The sequence below is a fragment of the Dactylosporangium thailandense genome (genome assembly GCF_059739745.1).
This window is the reverse complement of the sequence record NZ_AP029195.1, coordinates 6,453,006-6,467,526: the sequence shown is the minus strand read 5'-3', so window position 1 is coordinate 6,467,526 and position 14,521 is coordinate 6,453,006. Positions and strand designations below refer to the sequence as shown.

Genomic DNA, 14,521 nt, shown 5'->3' with positions numbered 1-14,521 from the left:
GGCGCCGACCAGCGCGGTGACCCGGCCGGGGGGTCGCGACGCCGATGGTGTCGGCCAGGCAGACCTCGTCGGCCTCGAACGAGCCGACCAGCTCCAGCACGCGGCCGGGGTCGACCTCGCCCTCGAAGGGGCAGCCCCACGAGGCGCCGATCGTGAGGGTCACCCGCATGCCGAGGTCGTGGGCCTGGGCGGCCAGGCGCTGGTAGGAGGCCACGGCGTCGGCCACGGCCATGCCCTGGTTGCGCCGGGAGAAGGTGTCGGTCGCGACCATGACCAGGTTGACCTCGGGGACACCCGCGGCCGCGGCCCGGCGCAGGCCGCGCTCGTTGAAGACCAGCGCGCTGACGGTGACGTCCGGCAGGTCGAGGCCCGCGAGGACCTCCTCGGCGTCCGCGAGCTGGGGGACGCGGTCGGGCCGCACGAAGCTGGTGACCTCGATGCGCCGGGCACCCGCGGCGGCCAGGCGCCGGACGAACTCGATCTTCTCGGCGGTCGGTACCGTCACCGCTTCGTTCTGCAGACCGTCGCGCGGTCCCACCTCGACGATGTCGATACGCATCTCAGATCACCCCCGCCGAGCGCAGCCGCGCCGTCTGCTCGGCGTCGAGGCCGAGGATCTTGCCCAACACCTCGTCGTTGTGCTCACCGAGCTGCGGGCCCGTGTGCCGCACCGCGCCCGGCGTCTCGCTCAGCCGCGGCATGACGTTCTGCATCGGCACGTCGCCGAGGCCCGGCGCGGCCATGCGCACGATCGCCTGCCTGGCCGCGTAGTGCGGGTCGGCGAGCATGTCGCGAGCCTTGTAGATGCGCCCGGCCGGCACGCCGGCGGCGTCGAGGCGGTGCAGCAGGTCTGCCGCCGGTACCGTCGCCGACCAGTCGGCGATCATCCCGTCGATCAGGTCCATGTTGCGCCCGCGGGCGTCGTGGGTGGCGAAGCGCTCGTCCTCGGCGAGGTCGGGCCGGCCCATGACCTCGGTCAGCCGGCGGAACACGCCGTCCTGGTTGGCCGCGATGAGCACGCTCTCGCCGTCGCTGGTCGGAAACACGTTGCTGGGGGAGATGTTCGGCAGCACCGCGCCCGTGCGCTCGCGCTGGTAGCCGGCCAGCTCCCACTCCGGCAGCAGCGACTCCATCATCGCGAGCACGGCCTCGTAGATGGCCGCGTCCACGACCTGGCCGCGGCCGGTGCGGCGGCGGGTGTGCAGGGCGACGAGCGTGCCCAGCGCGGCGAAGACGGCGGCGAGCGAGTCGCCGAGGGAGATGCCGGAGCGGGCGGGCGGGCGGTCGGGGTCGCCGATGACGTAGCGGATGCCGCCCATCGCCTCGCCGATCGAGCCGAAGCCGGCGCGGCTGGAGTACGGCCCGGTCTGGCCGTAGCCGCTGACCCGGGTGATGACCAGGCGCGGGTTGAGCTCCCACAGCGCCTCGGGGGAGAGCCCCCAGCGCTCCAGCGTGCCCGGGCGGAAGTTCTCGATGAGCACGTCGGCCTCGGCGAGCAGCCGGCGCACCAGGTCCTGCCCCTCGGCGCCGCGCAGGTTGACGGTCACCGACTTCTTGTTCCGGGCGACGATCGGCCACCACAGCGACATGCCGTGCGGCTTCTCCCGGCCCCACTGGCGCATCGGGTCGCCCGCGCGTGGGTCCTCGATCTTGATGACCTCGGCCCCGAAGTCGCCCAGGAGCTGCCCGCAGAACGGCCCGGCCAGCAGCTGACCCATCTCGACCACGCGCAGATCGGCCAGGGGGAGTTCGGTGTCGGTCGTCATGTTCCCTCCAGGTCTCGTAATTGTATGCAACTTAGGTGTCGTTCGGCGGAAAGGCAACAGGGCGTGGTGCATACAAGATGGCCGTTCGGGTGGGTTCCTCTACCGGGTTGACCGTGACCCTTGACACCTCTCGCGCGGTGGACCTACGTTCCATTGCGTACAACGACGCCACGAAGCGGACCCGCGCCCACCCCGAGCGACCGCCGCGTGAAGGCCATATTGCATACACAACGCACCCCCCGCCCCCCGAGGAGTGGCACCTTGATCAGACTTCCCGCCGTCGCGGCCCTAGGCGCCGCGCTGTTGCTCACGGTCGCCGCCTGCGGCGACAACTCGTCGGCCGGCGAGTCCCCGGGCCCGGTCAACGACACCTACACCCAGCAGGCCGCCGACCTGATCAAGGCCGGCACCGGCGGGCTGCTGTACTTCGAGGGCGCCGAGAAGGACATCACCCTCGACAAGATCAAGGTCTACAAGGACTGGTCCGGCCCGACGAAGTCGGTCAAGCCGGTGGCCGGCGCGAAGGTCGACATCATCGTGTGCAAGGTCGGCACCTCCTGCGAGGAGGTCGGCAAGAAGGCCGCCTCGATCGCCCAGTCACTCGGCTGGACCACCAAGATCCTCGACGGTCAGGGCGCGCCGGAGGGCTTCCAGAAGGCCTTCTCGACCGCCGCCGCCGACAAGCCCAGCGCGGTCATCACCGTGGCCATCCCGGAGAACCAGGTCGCCGACGGCCTCGCCGAGATGAAGCAGCAGAAGATCCCGACGGTCGGCATCTCCGCGGTCAAGGAGGGCGGCGCCGTCGGCTTCGACGCGAACGTCTCCAGCCGCGAGACCTTCCAGTCGGTGCTCGAGGTGACCAAGGCGATCGCCGAGAGCAAGGGCACCGCGAAGGCCGTGTTCCTCTGGGACGTCGGCTACCCGCACCTGGTCGAGGCGCTCAACACCAGCAAGCAGGTCTTCGCCGGGTGCACCGGCTGCAAGCTGCTCGAGGTGCGCGAGCGCACCCTGGCGCAGGCGACCGACCCGATCGAGATGCAGAACATCACGACGTCGCTGATCCAGAAGTACGGCAACGACCTGCAGTACATCTTCACGCCCTACGGCAACGGCGTGGAGTCCATCATCGCCGCCCTGAAGGCCGCGGGCCGCACCGACGTCAAGGTGATGTCGAAGAACGCCGAGCCCGAGCGCCTGGGCAGCGTCGCCAAGGGTGACCAGTTCGCCGACTTCGGGGCCGTGCGCGGCTGGAACGCCTACGCCGCGGTCGACCAGGTCGTGCGCCTGCTGGCCGGCCAGCAGCCGCTGCCCGACGCCGAGCAGGGCATCCCGGCGACCGTGTTCGACAAGTCGAACGCGCCCAAGGACGGCAAGGTCAACTGGGACTCGTACGTCAACTACGCGGAGCGGTACACGCAGATGTGGAGCAGCGCGCAATGAGCGGTCCGAAGCGAAGCGGAGGGGCCGCTCACCAGGGGCACAGGGCGTTCTCGTGCCTCGCGCCGTCGCCGGAGCTTGCGGAGGCGACGGCGTGAGCGGGCCGGTCCTTGAAGTTGTCGGCGTGTCGAAGTCCTACGGGCGCGTGCGTGCCGTGTCGGACGTGTCCTTCGAGGTGCAGCCGGGCGAGATCCTCGGCGTCGTCGGCGACAACGGGGCCGGCAAGTCCACGCTCATGAACATGGTGAGCGGGGCGATCGCGCCGGACAGCGGGCACCTGCGGGTGGCGGGCGAGCAGCTCGCCCCGCACACCATCGGCCGGGCCCGCGCCGCCGGCATCGAGATGATCTACCAGGACCTCGGGCTCAGCGACAACCTCAGCGTCGTGGAGAACGTGTTCCTGGGCCGCGAGTGGACCGGCACCGTCCCCGGACTGCCGGTATTGCGCAAGAAGGCCATGCGCGCCCGCACGCAGACCGTCCTGGAGAGCCTCGGCATCGACCTGCACGACATGAACGTGCTCGTCGAGGGGCTCTCCGGCGGCCAGCGGCAGATGGTCGCCATCGCCCGGGCGCTCGTCGCCGCCGGCGAGCCCCGGGTCATGGTCATGGACGAGCCGACCGCGGCCCTGGGCACCACCGAGTCCCGGGCGGTCAACGACCTGATCGTGCGGCTGCGCGACCGCGGGTACGCCGTGGTCGTCATCAGCCACCGCATCCCCGAGCTGCTCGAGCTCGCCGACCGGCTGCTGGTGATGAAGGGCGGCCGGCAGGTCCACCACGGCCCGACCAGCGAGCTGGACGTCGAGCGGTGCGTGCAGCTCATCGTGCAGGGCTCCGCCGCGCTGGAGAGGAACGCCGCGTAATGTCCACCAATCTCGCGCCGCCGCCGGTCGTCGTTCGCCAGAGCGCCGACCGGTCCCGGCAGAGCTCGTCGGAGTGGTTCGTCGGCGCCGTGAGCAAGTTCGGGCTCATCGGCCTGCTCGTGCTCGTCATCGCCGTGTTCTCGATCCTGAGCCCGGAGACGTACTTCACCACCACGAACTTCCGCCTGATCCTGGTCAACCAGACGGTCACCGTCATCGTGGCCCTGGCCGCGACCCTGCCGCTGCTGGCCCACTACCTCGACGCCTCCGTCGGCCCGATGCTGGGCCTGGCCCAGGGGCTCGCGGTGTGGCTGATCGCGGTCAAGGGCGTGCCGATCTGGCTCGCCGCCCTCGTGGTCCTCGCGGCCGCGGTGGTCGTCGGGGTGCTCAACACCGTGCTGGTGCTGCGCTTCGGGATGCAGTCCATCATCGCCACCCTGGCCACCGGCAGCGTGCTCATGGGCCTGCTCTACATGATCACCGGCGGCCGGGTCATCTTCCAGGACGTCCCGGAGAGCTTCACCGCGATCGCCCGCGGCGACCTGCTGGGCGTGCCGCTGCCGCTGATCTACCTCGTGGTCGTGATCCTGGTGCTCGAGTTCGTGGTCGTCTGGACGCCGTTCGGGCAGCGGATGTACTCCATGGACGGCAACCTGCGCGGGGCCGCCCGGGCCGGGATCAACGTCAACGCGTACACCCTGCGCGCGTTCGTCGGCGCCGCGGTGCTGGCCGCGCTCGCCGGGCTCCTGCTGGCCTCCCGGATCGGCTCCGGGCAGCCGGCCGTCGGGCAGCAGTTCCTCCTGCCCGCCTTCGCCGCGGCCTTCCTCGGCGCGGCGGTGCTGCGCCCGGGCCGGGTCAACATGCTCGGCACCGTCATCGCCGCGTACTTCGTGAGCTTCACGATCGCCGGCCTGCAACACCTGGGCGCCGCGACCTGGATCGAGAGCGTCTTCAACGGCGTCGCCGTCATCGTGGGCGTCTCCGTCGCGGGCCTGGCCGTGCGCCGCCGCCGTCAGCTGGCCGTCCGGCACGTCGAACGGCTCGAAGCTTCGCAAGCAGACCCAGCACACCCGGAAAGTGGGACATCGTGAAGAACGACTTCTTCATCTTCGACAACGCCATCCACATGTACAAGCTCACCGAGGACAACTTCGACGAGTCGTACGGCGGCGGGCGGCAGCGGACCAACGCGCTGGTGGAGTACGCCAAGAAGTTCTCCGCGCCGGGCTACCCCTACGACGACATCTCCGACCGCGAGCTGTCCGTCGAGGACGCGTACCGCATCATGTTCGACGAGTCCGACACGGACATCGCGATGGCCCAGACGGTGCCCTCCCACGGCGGCTGGAAGCTCGGCTTCTCCCCGGCCGAGAACAACTACAAGCTCAAGGAGGCGTACCCGGACCGGGTGCTCTTCTGCGGCGGCGTCGACCCGATCACCCACGGCCGCTACGGCGCCAAGAAGGAGGCCGTCCGCCAGATCAAGGAGTGGGGCGCGGTCAGCTTCAAGTTCTACCAGGCCCACTCCGGCGGGGTCTCGTGGCGCATCGACGACCCCGACATGGCCTACCCCATCTGGGAGACCTGCCTCGAGAACGGGGTGACCAACGTGCAGTTCCACAAGGGACTCGCGTTCAACACCCAGCACATCATCGACCTGGCCCCGTACGACCTCGAGCGGGCGGCCCAGGACTTCCCCGAGATGAACTTCATCGTGCACCACCTCGGCGAGCCGTTCATCGACGAGACGATCAACATCGCCTCGCGCTACGAGAACATCCACCTCGCGCTGACGGCGTGGATCAACCAGTACCCGGTCGCGCCCCGCCCCGCGCTGCACGCGATCGGCAAGTGCCTGCTGCACGTCGGCGCCGACCGGCTGCTGTGGGGCTCGGAGGCGTTCGTCTGGCCGAAGGTGCAGGCCTACATCGACCTGTTCGCCGAGATGACGATGCCCGAGGACCTGCAGGAGGGCTACGGCTACCCGGAGCTGACCGACGAGATCAAGGCCAAGATCTTCGGCCTCAACTACGCGAAGATGATGGGCATCGACGTCGAGGCGAAGGTCCAGGAGTTGTACGGCAAGGGCGCCGCCGACTCCGCCAAGAAGGCGGTGCGCCGTGGACGTCGCTGAGGTCAACCGGGCGGCCGACCTCGCCCTCGAGGGCAAGGTCCGCCAGCTCGTCGAGGCCCACGGCGGCGGCATCACCGTCGAGGTGAACGACGAGGGCGACGCCCATATCAGTTTCAAGGGCCGCTGCCGGGCCTGCCCGTCGGCCCCGGTCACCATGGGCGCCCTGGTCCGCCCCGCCCTGCTGCAGGTCGAGGGCGTCCGCTCGGTCTCCCGCGAGGGCGGCGTGTCCCGCTTCGCCGAGGAGCGCATCGCCCGCATGTTCGGCATCAAGGAGGAGCAGCAGTCATGAGCGCCAACCTCGGCTACCAGCGGACCCGCCGCAGCGGCGGCCGCAAGCGGGACCCGTTCCTGCCCTACCAGGAGGAGTCCGCCGCCGCGGTGCCGTCGTCCACGGTGGTCAGCAAGGCGACCATCGCGCACGCGGCCGCGATCGCCGCCATCGAGGCCGCCGTCGCGCAGGCCGAGTCGATGGGGCTGCCCGTCACCGTGGCCGTGTGCGACGAGAGCGGCGTGCTCAAGGCCTTCCAGCGCATGGACGGCGCGCCCCTCGTCACCGTCCAGCTCGCCCAGGACAAGGCGTACACGTCGGTCGGCTTCGGGCTGTCCAGCGACGGATGGTACGACTTCATCAAGGACGACGGCCCGCTCGCCATGGGCGCCCCGGCCGGCATCGACCGCCTGGTGACCTTCGGCGGCGGCTTCCCGATCAAGGTCGACGGGGCGGTCGTCGGTGGCATCGGGGTCAGCGGCGGCCACTACACGCAGGACATGGAGGTCGCGCGGGCGGGCCTGGCGGTGCTCGGGTGACCGCCGCCGAGGTCGGCCTCGAGGTCACCGACGGCGTCGCGGTCATCACGCTCGACGCGCCCGGCCGGCGCAACGCCCTCACCCTCGACATGGCGCGCGAGCTCGGCGAGGTCGTCGCCCGCGTCGACGCGGACCCGGGCGTGCGGGCGGCGGTGGTGCGCGGCAACGGCGGGCACTTCTGCGCCGGCGCGCACCGGGCGCTGCTCGACGACGTGGCGCAGGACCCCGCCGACCCGCGCCGCTACGCCGACCTCGGCGTCGTGTACGACTCCTTCTACCGCCTCGGCCGCCTCGGCGTGCCGGTCGTCGCGGCCGTGCGGGGCGCCGCCGTCGGCGCGGGCGTGAACCTGCTGCTCGCCGCGGACGTGCGGGTCGTGGCCGAGCGGGCGCGCATCCTCGCCGGCTTCGGCGCCATCGGGCTGCACCCCGGCGGCGGGCACCTGCTGCTCGCCGCCGCGGCGCTCGGCGGCTCCGGCGCCGCCGCGCTCACGCTGCTCGGCCAGGAGCTCGACGGGCCGGCCGCGGTGCGCACCGGGCTGGCCTGGGCGTGCGTCGCCGACGACGAGGTCGACGCGCACGCCCTGGCCCTCGCCGCGGCCGCGCCCGCCGACCCCGAGCTGAGCCGGCGCATCACCGCCTCGTTCCGCCGCTCGGCCGGGCCGTCCGCGGTCGAGTGGGAGCAGGCGATGGAGGCCGAGCGCGCCTCGCAGATGTGGTCGCTGCGCCGGCGAGCCCAGCGGTGAGCGCCCCGCTGCACGGCGTCCGGGTGCTGGATCTGACCAGCACCTTCTCCGGGCCGTACTGCACCCTCCTGCTCGCCGACCTCGGCGCCGACGTGGTGAAGATCGAGACGCCCGGTGGGGACATCGCCCGGCACCTCGGCGCGACCACGGTCCCCGGCATGGCGGCCGTGTTCCTGAACATGAACCGCGGCAAGCGCAGCGTCGTGCTCGACCTCAAGTCGGAGGCGGGCCGCGCCGACTTCGCCCGGCTCGTGCCCACCGCCGACGTGCTCGTGCACAACATGCGCCCGGGCGCGGCCCGGCGGCTCGGGCTGTCCTACGAGGACTGCTCCGCGGCCCACGCCGGCCTGGTGTACTGCGCCATCCCCGGCTTCAGCGAGCAGAGCCCGGACGCGGACCGCCCCGCCTACGACGACATCATCCAGGGCGCCTCCGGCCTGGCCGCCCTGCAGAGCATCAACCAGGACGAGCCCGGATACGTCATCACCCCGGTCGCGGACAAGCTCGCCGGGATCACCGCCGCCGTGGCGATCCTCGCCGCGCTGCGCCACCGCGACGCCACCGGCCAGGGCCAGCGGGTCGAGGTGCCGATGCTCGACACCATGTTCGCCTTCGGCCTGCTGGAGCAGCTCGACGGCTGGACGTTCGAGCCGCCGGCCGGGCCGCCCGTGTACCCGCGCACGGCCGCGGCCAACCGGCGCCCGTACCGTACCCGCGACGGCCACCTCTGCGTGATGATCTACACCGAGCGGCAGTGGCGGCGCTTCCTGGACCGGGCCGGCCGCGGCGCCGTCCTCGCCGAGGAGCGCTTCGACACCGTCGGCAAGCGCATCGCCAACGCCGACGCGCTCTACGGCATCGTCGGCGAGATCATGCTGACCCGCACCACCGGCGAGTGGCTGAAGGTCCTCGACGAGCTCGACATCCCGTGCGCGCCCCTGGCCGGCTACGAGGAGCTGCTGCAGGACCCGGACCTCATCGCCCGCGGCGTCGTCTCGCTCGTCGAGCACCCGGCCGTCGGCACCGTGCGCACCATCGCCGCGCCGATGCGGTTCTCGGCGACGCCGACCGTCGCCTACCGCCCGCCCCCGACCCTGGGCGAGCACAACGACGAGATTCTGGGCAGGAGTACGTGAAACGCGCCGAGATCAGGGCGCGGCTGGACGAGTGGCGCCGCGAGGGGCGATTCGACCCCCGCTGCGACTCGTGGCTGGCCGGCTACGACGAGGACTTCACCCGGCTGCTCGGGGCCGAGGGCTGGATCGGGCTCACCTGGAGTCCCGAGTACGGCGGGCACGGCCGCGGCTTCGCCGAGCGGTTCGTGCTCACCGAGGAGCTGCTGCGCGCCGGGGCGCCCGTCGCCGGGCACTGGATCGCCGACCGGCAGATCGGCCCCGCCGTCGCGCGGCTCGGGACCGAGGAGCTGCGGCGGCACATCCTGCCCCGGATCGCGTCCGGCGAGGCCCGCTTCTGCCTCGGCATGAGCGAGCCCGACGCCGGCTCCGACCTCGCCTCCGTGCGCACCCGCGCGACCCGCGTCGACGGCGGCTGGGAACTGCACGGGCAGAAGGTCTGGTCCAGCAACGCGCACCGCTCCACGCACGCTTACGTCCTCGCGCGCACCGCACACGGTACGAAACGCCATGAGGGACTGACCGAGTTCGTCCTCGACCTCGACCAGCCCGGTGTCACCGTCCGGCGCATCCCCGACCTGCGCGGCCCCGGGCACTTCTGCGAGGTCTTCCTCGACGGCGCGACCGTGCCCGACGCGTGGGTGCTCGGCACCGTCGGCGACGGCTGGACCCAGGTCACCGAGCAGCTCTCCTTCGAGCGGGGCGGCCCGGAGCGGGTGCTGAGCACGTACCCGCTGCTGCGCCTCATGCTCGACAGCGGCGGCGGGTGGCGGCTCGGCGAGCTCGTCGCCCGGCTCACCGCCCTGCGCGCGCTGGGCCGGCAGGTCGCCGCGCGCATGGACGCGGGGGAGGCGCCGATCGCGGCCGCGGCGACCCTGAAGCTGCTGGGCAACCGCTTCGAGGTCGACGTCATCGAGGCCGCCCGCGAGCTCACCCGGGCCGACGTCGGCGCGGCCGCGTGGCCCCGCTTCGCCGCGATGCTCGCCGACGCGCAGCTGTCCGCGCCCGGGTTCTCGCTGCGCGGCGGCACCACCGAGGTCCTCGGCGTGGTCGTCGCCCGCTCGGCGCTGGAGGGGGCCCGATGAGCTCCACTGTGGACACCGTCGCCGCGGCGGCCGTCGTCGCATTGCGTGCCGCCCCGGACATGGCGGCCGTGTTCCGCACGGCCCGGGACGAGGAATGGCACCAGCTGGCCCTCGATCCCTCCTACGGCGGCGACCTCGCCGATCTCGCCGGGGTCGTGCGGGCCGTCTCGGCCGCGGGGCTCTCGGCACCGATTCCGGAGCTGTACGCGGGTGCCCTGGGCGGCGCGACCGGGGTGGGACTGCCGCTCGGCGGCGGGGAACTGCTGGTGCCGTGGGGCCGCTGGTGCGCCACCGTGCTGGTGCCCTCGGGCGGGATCGTCGCCGCGGACGGCCTTCGTCCCGGGGAGAACCTGGCGGGGGAACCGGTCGACGAACTGCTCGTCGACGGTGCCGAGGGCGGCGATGCGCTCCTGCCCTGGCGGGTCCTGCACACCGCACGGCTCGCCGGGGCGATCGAGGGGGCGGCCCGGCGTACCGCCGAATATGCCGAGACCCGCGTGCAGTTCGGCAAGCCGATCGCCCGCTTCCAGGCCGTGTCCGCACTCGTCGCCGAGGCCCACGCCCAGTCGGTGCTCACCGGCGCCGCGCTCGGCGCCGCACTGTCCGATGTGGACGACGAGGTCGCGGTCCTGAGCGCGCACGCGGTCGCCGCGCGGGCGGCCGGGGTCGTGGCCCGCATCGCCCACCAGGTCCACGGCGCGATCGGGGTGACCCAGGAGCTGGGCCTGGAGCGGCTGACCCGGCGGCTGTGGGCGTGGCGTGACCTGTGGCAGCCTGAGTTCGCGACCGAGGCCGTGCTGGCGGCCGGGGTCGCGGTCCAGGGCGAATCGTACTTCTGGAGTGATGATGACTGACTCGATCGCGGGTCTCACGGCGGTGGTCACCGGGGCCGGCTCCGGCATCGGGCTGGAGATCGCCCGGATGTTCGCGGCCGAGGGCTGCCTGGTCGTGGCCGCCGACCTCGACCCGTCCGCCTGCGACGGTGTTTCCGGCATCCGTACCGTCACCGCCGACCTCGGCACCCCGTCCGGCGCCGCGCTCGTGGCCGGGGCCGCGGCCGACGCCGACATCCTGGTGAACAACGTCGCCGTCGCGCCCTACCGGGCGTCGTTCGCCGCCATCGACGACGCGGCCTGGCAGCGCACCTGGGACATCAACGTCATGTCGTGCGTGCGCCTGTGCCGGGCCGTCATCCCGCGCATGGCCGCGCGGGGCGGCGGCAGCGTGGTGAACATCGGCTCCGAGGGGGCGCGGCACCCCAAGCCGTACCTGGTCGACTACGCGGTGAGCAAGGCCGCGCTGCTGGCCCTGGCCAAGGCGCTGTCGATGGAGTTCGGGCCGGCCGGGGTGCGCGTCAACACCGTCGCGCCGGGCCCGACCCGCACCTCCACGATGGAGACCTTCCTCGCCTCGCTGTCGCGGGACCTCGGCATCGACGTCGACGCGGCCGCCGACCACTTCGTGCACGAGATGCGCCGCCTGCCGCTGGGCCGCATGAACGAGCCGGCCGACGTGGCCGCCGTCGTGCGCTTCCTCGCCGGCCCGGCGTCGCGTCAGGTGACCGGCGCCGAGTACACCGTCAACGCGGGCTCCACGGCGTCCGTCTAGCGCTGGAGGTTTCCATGGGGCGGGCTTCGCAGCAGGCGTACGACTCGATCAAGAGCCGCATCCTCGAACAGGTCTACCGGCCGGGCGACAAGCTGTCCGAGGAGGACCTCGCGTCCACGGTCGGGGTGAGCCGCACCCCGATCCGGGAGGCGCTGCGCCGCCTGCACGCCGAGGGCCTGGTCGACTGGGAGGCCAACCGCAGCGCGACCGTGCCGTCCTGGACCGGGCAGGACCTGGAGGAGATCTTCGAGCTGCGGGCCCTGCTGGAGGGCTACGGCGCCGAGCTGGCCGCGGCGCGCATCACCGCCGTGGAGACCGACCGGCTGCGCGACCTGTGCTCGGCGATGGAGCAGCACGCTGCGGTGCCCGCCTCGGACCGCGCGGACCGGGTCGCCATGTGCAACACCGAGTTCCACGCGATCATCCTGGAGGCGGGCCGCAACCGCCGCCTCAGCGCCCTGCTGGGCGCCGTGGTCCAGACCCCGCTGGTGAACCACACCTTCCGCCGCTACGACGAGGCCGCGATGGCCCGCTCGATGCTGCACCACCGGGAGCTGGTGGAGGCCTTCGAGGCGCGCGACCGGGCCTGGGCCGGCTCGGTGATGCGGGCCCACATCCTGGCCGCGCGCGCGACGCTGGGCCACGCGCGCGAGGCCCCAATCGGTCATGATCGGCGATCGTGACGGCCCGGAACGCCGCCGGGACGCGCGGGTCCCTCGTTCGCGATCCCGTGCTCCCAGGCCCAGGCGGCGATCTCGACCCGGTTGCGCACCCCGAGCTTGGCCTGGATCGTCGAGACGTGGCTCTTCACGGTGCTCAGCGAGATGAAGAGCGCCGCCCCGACCTCCTGGTTGGTCCGCCCCCGCGCGATGAGCCGCACGACCTCGGTCTCCCGCTCCGACAGCCTCGACGCCGCCAGCGCCACCCGCGCCGGGCGCTTCAAGTGCCGCAGCAGCCGTACGGTGATCGAAGGCGACACCAGCGCATCCCCCGCGTGCGCGGCCCGCACCGCCTCGACCAGCAGCGCCGGCCCGGCGTCCTTGAGGATGAACCCGACCGCCCCGCCGTGCAGCGCGCCGTACACATACTCGTCCAGGTCGAACGTGGTGACCACGATGACCCGCAGCGGCTCGGCCACGGCCGGCCCCGCGAGCGCCCGCGTCACCTCGATCCCGTCGAGCCGGGGCATCCGGATGTCCACGAGGCACACATCGGGCCGCAGCCGCCGGGCCGCCTCGATCGCCTCGACCCCGTCGGCCGCCTCGGCCACGACCTCGATGTCGTCCTGGTCCTCGAGAATGAGCCGCAGCCCGCCCCGCACCATGGCCTGATCGTCGGCGATGAGCACCCGGATCGTCACCGCCGCACCCCGCCCGCTCCCAGTGGCCCTTCCATCGGCGTCGGCGGGGGGCGTGGGTCTTGGCAGGCGGCCCGTCACCGCCGCACCTCGTCGGCGTCCTGGCTCGCTCCCAGCGGGGGCAGGCTGGCCGTCACCGCCGCACCCCGGCGGCGTCGCGGCTCGCTCCTAGCGGGGGCAGGCTGGCCGTCACCGCCCACCCGTGCGGGGAGCGCGGGCCGGCCTCGAGCGAGCCGCCAAGCGCCTCGACGCGCTCCCGCATCCCGATCAGCCCGAACCCGCCCGCGCGCGGCCCGAGCCCGGCCCGGGCCGGTGGCGGCGCGTCGTCGGTCACGGAGACCGTCACGCCGGCCGGGGACTGGACCACGCTCACGTCGACGGTCGCGGCCTGGGCCGCGTGCCGGGCCACGTTGGTGAGGGACTCCTGCACGATGCGGTACACGGTGCTGGTGAGTTCCGGTGGCCAGCCGGAGGCGGTGTCGGGGAGCCGGAGCCGCACCGAACGGGTGTCGCCGTCCTCGAAGCGCCGCACGAGGGCCTCCAGCCGCTCGGTCTCCCCGCTGGCGGGCGCCGCGTCCCCGGTGTCGCGCAGCAGCGACACGATCCGCCGCATCGCCGCCAGGGCCTCCGAGCCGGCCTCCTCGATCCCGGCGATCGAGCCCTCGAGGCGCTCCGGGTGCCGCCCCGCCACGACCCGCGCGGCCTGGGCCTGCACGACGATCCCGGTGACGTGATGGGCGACGACGTCGTGCAGTTCGCGGGCGAGGGCGAGGCGCTCCTCCCGCCGTACACCTTCCGCCAGTTCCTGCCACCGGCGTCCCGCCAGCCGCAGCCAGAGCCCGCCGCCCACGCCCGCGACCCAGACGAGCACGTCGGCGACGGCGACCACGGTGGCCCCGCCGGACGAGGCGCGTGCGGAGAGCAGCGGACCGGCGGCCAGCACGAGCAGCGCCCCGCCCGCGATCCCGGCGGCGACCCGCGGCTCGAACCGGCGCACCGCGTCGCCGGCCAGCACGGCGAGCCCGAGCGCCAGCCCGGGCTGCGGCTCGACCGGCAGCCCCGCGACCCGGGCCACGACCACGGCCGCGACCGCCACGGCGAGCCCGGCGCCCGCGGACGCGAGCGGCGCCCGGCGGCGCAGCAGCGCGGCGACGATGACGGCGGCTCCGGCGGCCAGCCCCGGCACCCAGGAGGCCCCGCCCCAGCTGGCCGCGAGCGCCAGCGCGGCGGCCGCGAGCAGGATGCCCCCGCCCGCCACGAGCGCCGCGTCCACCAGGCGATTCCAGGCCGTCACGCGCTCCAGGCTACGAAGGACCGGCGGTTTCCGGACCGGCCGAAAGTACGGTTAGTACAGCAACGGCAGTGAGGTGAGTGGGTGGCCGCGTCGTCGGTAGTGGCTGAGGCGGGCTTGGCGTTGTCGTCGGCGGCGCCAGTGTGACCAGGCCCAGATCCGGTCTGGTCGATGGGCGTGTTGCAGCGCGCATACGTAGTCTCGGACCCGCCGCCGCGGCCCGAACCGGCGAAACCGCCGCCCGGTCCGTTCACGCAGCCGATCCAGCTCAGCCGGCCACGCCTCGATCTCCGCC

The 14,521-nt window shown here is 73.0% G+C and carries 15 protein-coding genes and 1 pseudogene; 12 read left to right on the top strand and 4 right to left on the bottom strand.

Annotated features, from left to right (window positions below; all coding sequences use genetic code 11):
• Nucleotides 1–91: 91 nt before the first annotated feature.
• Both AC6JBM_RS28470 and AC6JBM_RS28465 read right to left on the bottom strand, forming a co-directional pair.
• Nucleotides 92–559: pseudogene (locus tag AC6JBM_RS28470) on the bottom strand (hydroxymethylglutaryl-CoA lyase-like TIM-barrel protein); the annotation flags it as partial.
• A 1-nt stretch (nt 560) separates the two neighbouring features.
• Nucleotides 561–1,766: a CaiB/BaiF CoA transferase family protein gene (locus AC6JBM_RS28465; RefSeq protein WP_497977118.1), complete on the bottom strand. Its 1,206-nt coding sequence runs from the start codon at nt 1,764–1,766 to the stop codon at nt 561–563.
• A gap of 261 nt (nt 1,767–2,027) precedes the next feature.
• On the opposite strand from AC6JBM_RS28465, the gene AC6JBM_RS28460 reads away from it, so the two are divergent.
• The 12 genes from AC6JBM_RS28460 to AC6JBM_RS28405 all read left to right on the top strand — a co-directional run bounded on the left by AC6JBM_RS28460 (nt 2,028) and on the right by AC6JBM_RS28405 (nt 12,261).
• Entirely contained in the window at nt 2,028–3,206 is a 1,179-nt protein-coding gene (locus AC6JBM_RS28460) for a substrate-binding domain-containing protein (protein WP_497977117.1), read from the top strand.
• 121 nt (nt 3,207–3,327) lie between these two features.
• Nucleotides 3,328–4,068: an ATP-binding cassette domain-containing protein gene (locus tag AC6JBM_RS28455; RefSeq protein WP_497977116.1), complete on the top strand. Its 741-nt coding sequence runs from the start codon at nt 3,328–3,330 to the stop codon at nt 4,066–4,068.
• Nucleotides 4,068–5,159 carry an ABC transporter permease gene (locus tag AC6JBM_RS28450; RefSeq protein WP_497977115.1) on the top strand — a complete coding sequence of 364 codons (1,092 nt, stop codon included), beginning with the start codon at nt 4,068–4,070 and terminating at the stop codon, nt 5,157–5,159. The genes AC6JBM_RS28455 and AC6JBM_RS28450 overlap by 1 nt, the downstream gene beginning before the upstream one ends.
• The gene (locus AC6JBM_RS28445) at nt 5,156–6,202 is read left to right on the top strand and encodes an amidohydrolase family protein (protein ID WP_497977114.1); all 1,047 of its coding nucleotides are present in this window, start codon (nt 5,156–5,158) and stop codon (nt 6,200–6,202) included. Before AC6JBM_RS28450 ends, AC6JBM_RS28445 begins: the two co-directional genes overlap by 4 nt.
• On the top strand, nt 6,189–6,491 hold the full coding sequence (locus AC6JBM_RS28440) for a NifU family protein (RefSeq protein WP_433086835.1): 303 nt from the start codon (nt 6,189–6,191) through the stop codon (nt 6,489–6,491). Before AC6JBM_RS28445 ends, AC6JBM_RS28440 begins: the two co-directional genes overlap by 14 nt.
• Complete coding sequence (locus AC6JBM_RS28435) at nt 6,488–7,009, top strand: GlcG/HbpS family heme-binding protein (protein WP_497977113.1); 522 nt, start codon at nt 6,488–6,490, stop codon at nt 7,007–7,009. Before AC6JBM_RS28440 ends, AC6JBM_RS28435 begins: the two co-directional genes overlap by 4 nt.
• On the top strand, nt 7,006–7,752 hold the full coding sequence (locus AC6JBM_RS28430; RefSeq protein ID WP_497977112.1) for an enoyl-CoA hydratase-related protein: 747 nt from the start codon (nt 7,006–7,008) through the stop codon (nt 7,750–7,752). The genes AC6JBM_RS28435 and AC6JBM_RS28430 overlap by 4 nt, the downstream gene beginning before the upstream one ends.
• Nucleotides 7,749–8,888, top strand: coding sequence for a CaiB/BaiF CoA transferase family protein (locus AC6JBM_RS28425; protein WP_497977111.1), 1,140 nt, complete (start codon nt 7,749–7,751; stop codon nt 8,886–8,888). Before AC6JBM_RS28430 ends, AC6JBM_RS28425 begins: the two co-directional genes overlap by 4 nt.
• A complete protein-coding gene (locus AC6JBM_RS28420) occupies nt 8,885–9,970 on the top strand; it encodes an acyl-CoA dehydrogenase family protein (protein ID WP_497977110.1) in 1,086 nt (361 codons plus the stop codon). Before AC6JBM_RS28425 ends, AC6JBM_RS28420 begins: the two co-directional genes overlap by 4 nt.
• Nucleotides 9,967–10,824 (top strand): acyl-CoA dehydrogenase family protein, encoded by an 858-nt coding sequence (locus AC6JBM_RS28415; protein WP_497977109.1) that lies wholly within the window; start codon nt 9,967–9,969, stop codon nt 10,822–10,824. The genes AC6JBM_RS28420 and AC6JBM_RS28415 overlap by 4 nt, the downstream gene beginning before the upstream one ends.
• Nucleotides 10,817–11,578: an SDR family NAD(P)-dependent oxidoreductase gene (locus AC6JBM_RS28410; protein WP_497977108.1), complete on the top strand. Its 762-nt coding sequence runs from the start codon at nt 10,817–10,819 to the stop codon at nt 11,576–11,578. The genes AC6JBM_RS28415 and AC6JBM_RS28410 overlap by 8 nt, the downstream gene beginning before the upstream one ends.
• A gap of 14 nt (nt 11,579–11,592) precedes the next feature.
• A complete protein-coding gene (locus AC6JBM_RS28405) occupies nt 11,593–12,261 on the top strand; it encodes a GntR family transcriptional regulator (protein WP_497977107.1) in 669 nt (222 codons plus the stop codon).
• Here the strand turns inward: AC6JBM_RS28405 and AC6JBM_RS28400 are convergent.
• The gene (locus AC6JBM_RS28400; RefSeq protein WP_497977106.1) at nt 12,243–12,938 is read right to left on the bottom strand and encodes a response regulator; all 696 of its coding nucleotides are present in this window, start codon (nt 12,936–12,938) and stop codon (nt 12,243–12,245) included. The genes AC6JBM_RS28405 and AC6JBM_RS28400 overlap by 19 nt on opposite strands.
• Nucleotides 12,939–13,068: 130 nt before the next feature.
• On the bottom strand, nt 13,069–14,229 hold the full coding sequence (locus AC6JBM_RS28395) for a sensor histidine kinase (protein ID WP_497977105.1): 1,161 nt from the start codon (nt 14,227–14,229) through the stop codon (nt 13,069–13,071).
• Nucleotides 14,230–14,521: the final 292 nt, after the last annotated feature.

Coding starts and splice junctions, on each gene's coding strand:
- AC6JBM_RS28435 (WP_497977113.1), top strand. CDS start 6,488: ATGAGCGCCAACCTCGGCTACCAGCGGACCCGCCGCAGCGGCGGCCGC.
- AC6JBM_RS28405 (WP_497977107.1), top strand. CDS start 11,593: ATGGGGCGGGCTTCGCAGCAGGCGTACGACTCGATCAAGAGCCGCATC.
- AC6JBM_RS28415 (WP_497977109.1), top strand. CDS start 9,967: ATGAGCTCCACTGTGGACACCGTCGCCGCGGCGGCCGTCGTCGCATTG.
- AC6JBM_RS28410 (WP_497977108.1), top strand. CDS start 10,817: ATGACTGACTCGATCGCGGGTCTCACGGCGGTGGTCACCGGGGCCGGC.
- AC6JBM_RS28465 (WP_497977118.1), bottom strand. CDS start 1,766: ATGACGACCGACACCGAACTCCCCCTGGCCGATCTGCGCGTGGTCGAG.
- AC6JBM_RS28450 (WP_497977115.1), top strand. CDS start 4,068: ATGTCCACCAATCTCGCGCCGCCGCCGGTCGTCGTTCGCCAGAGCGCC.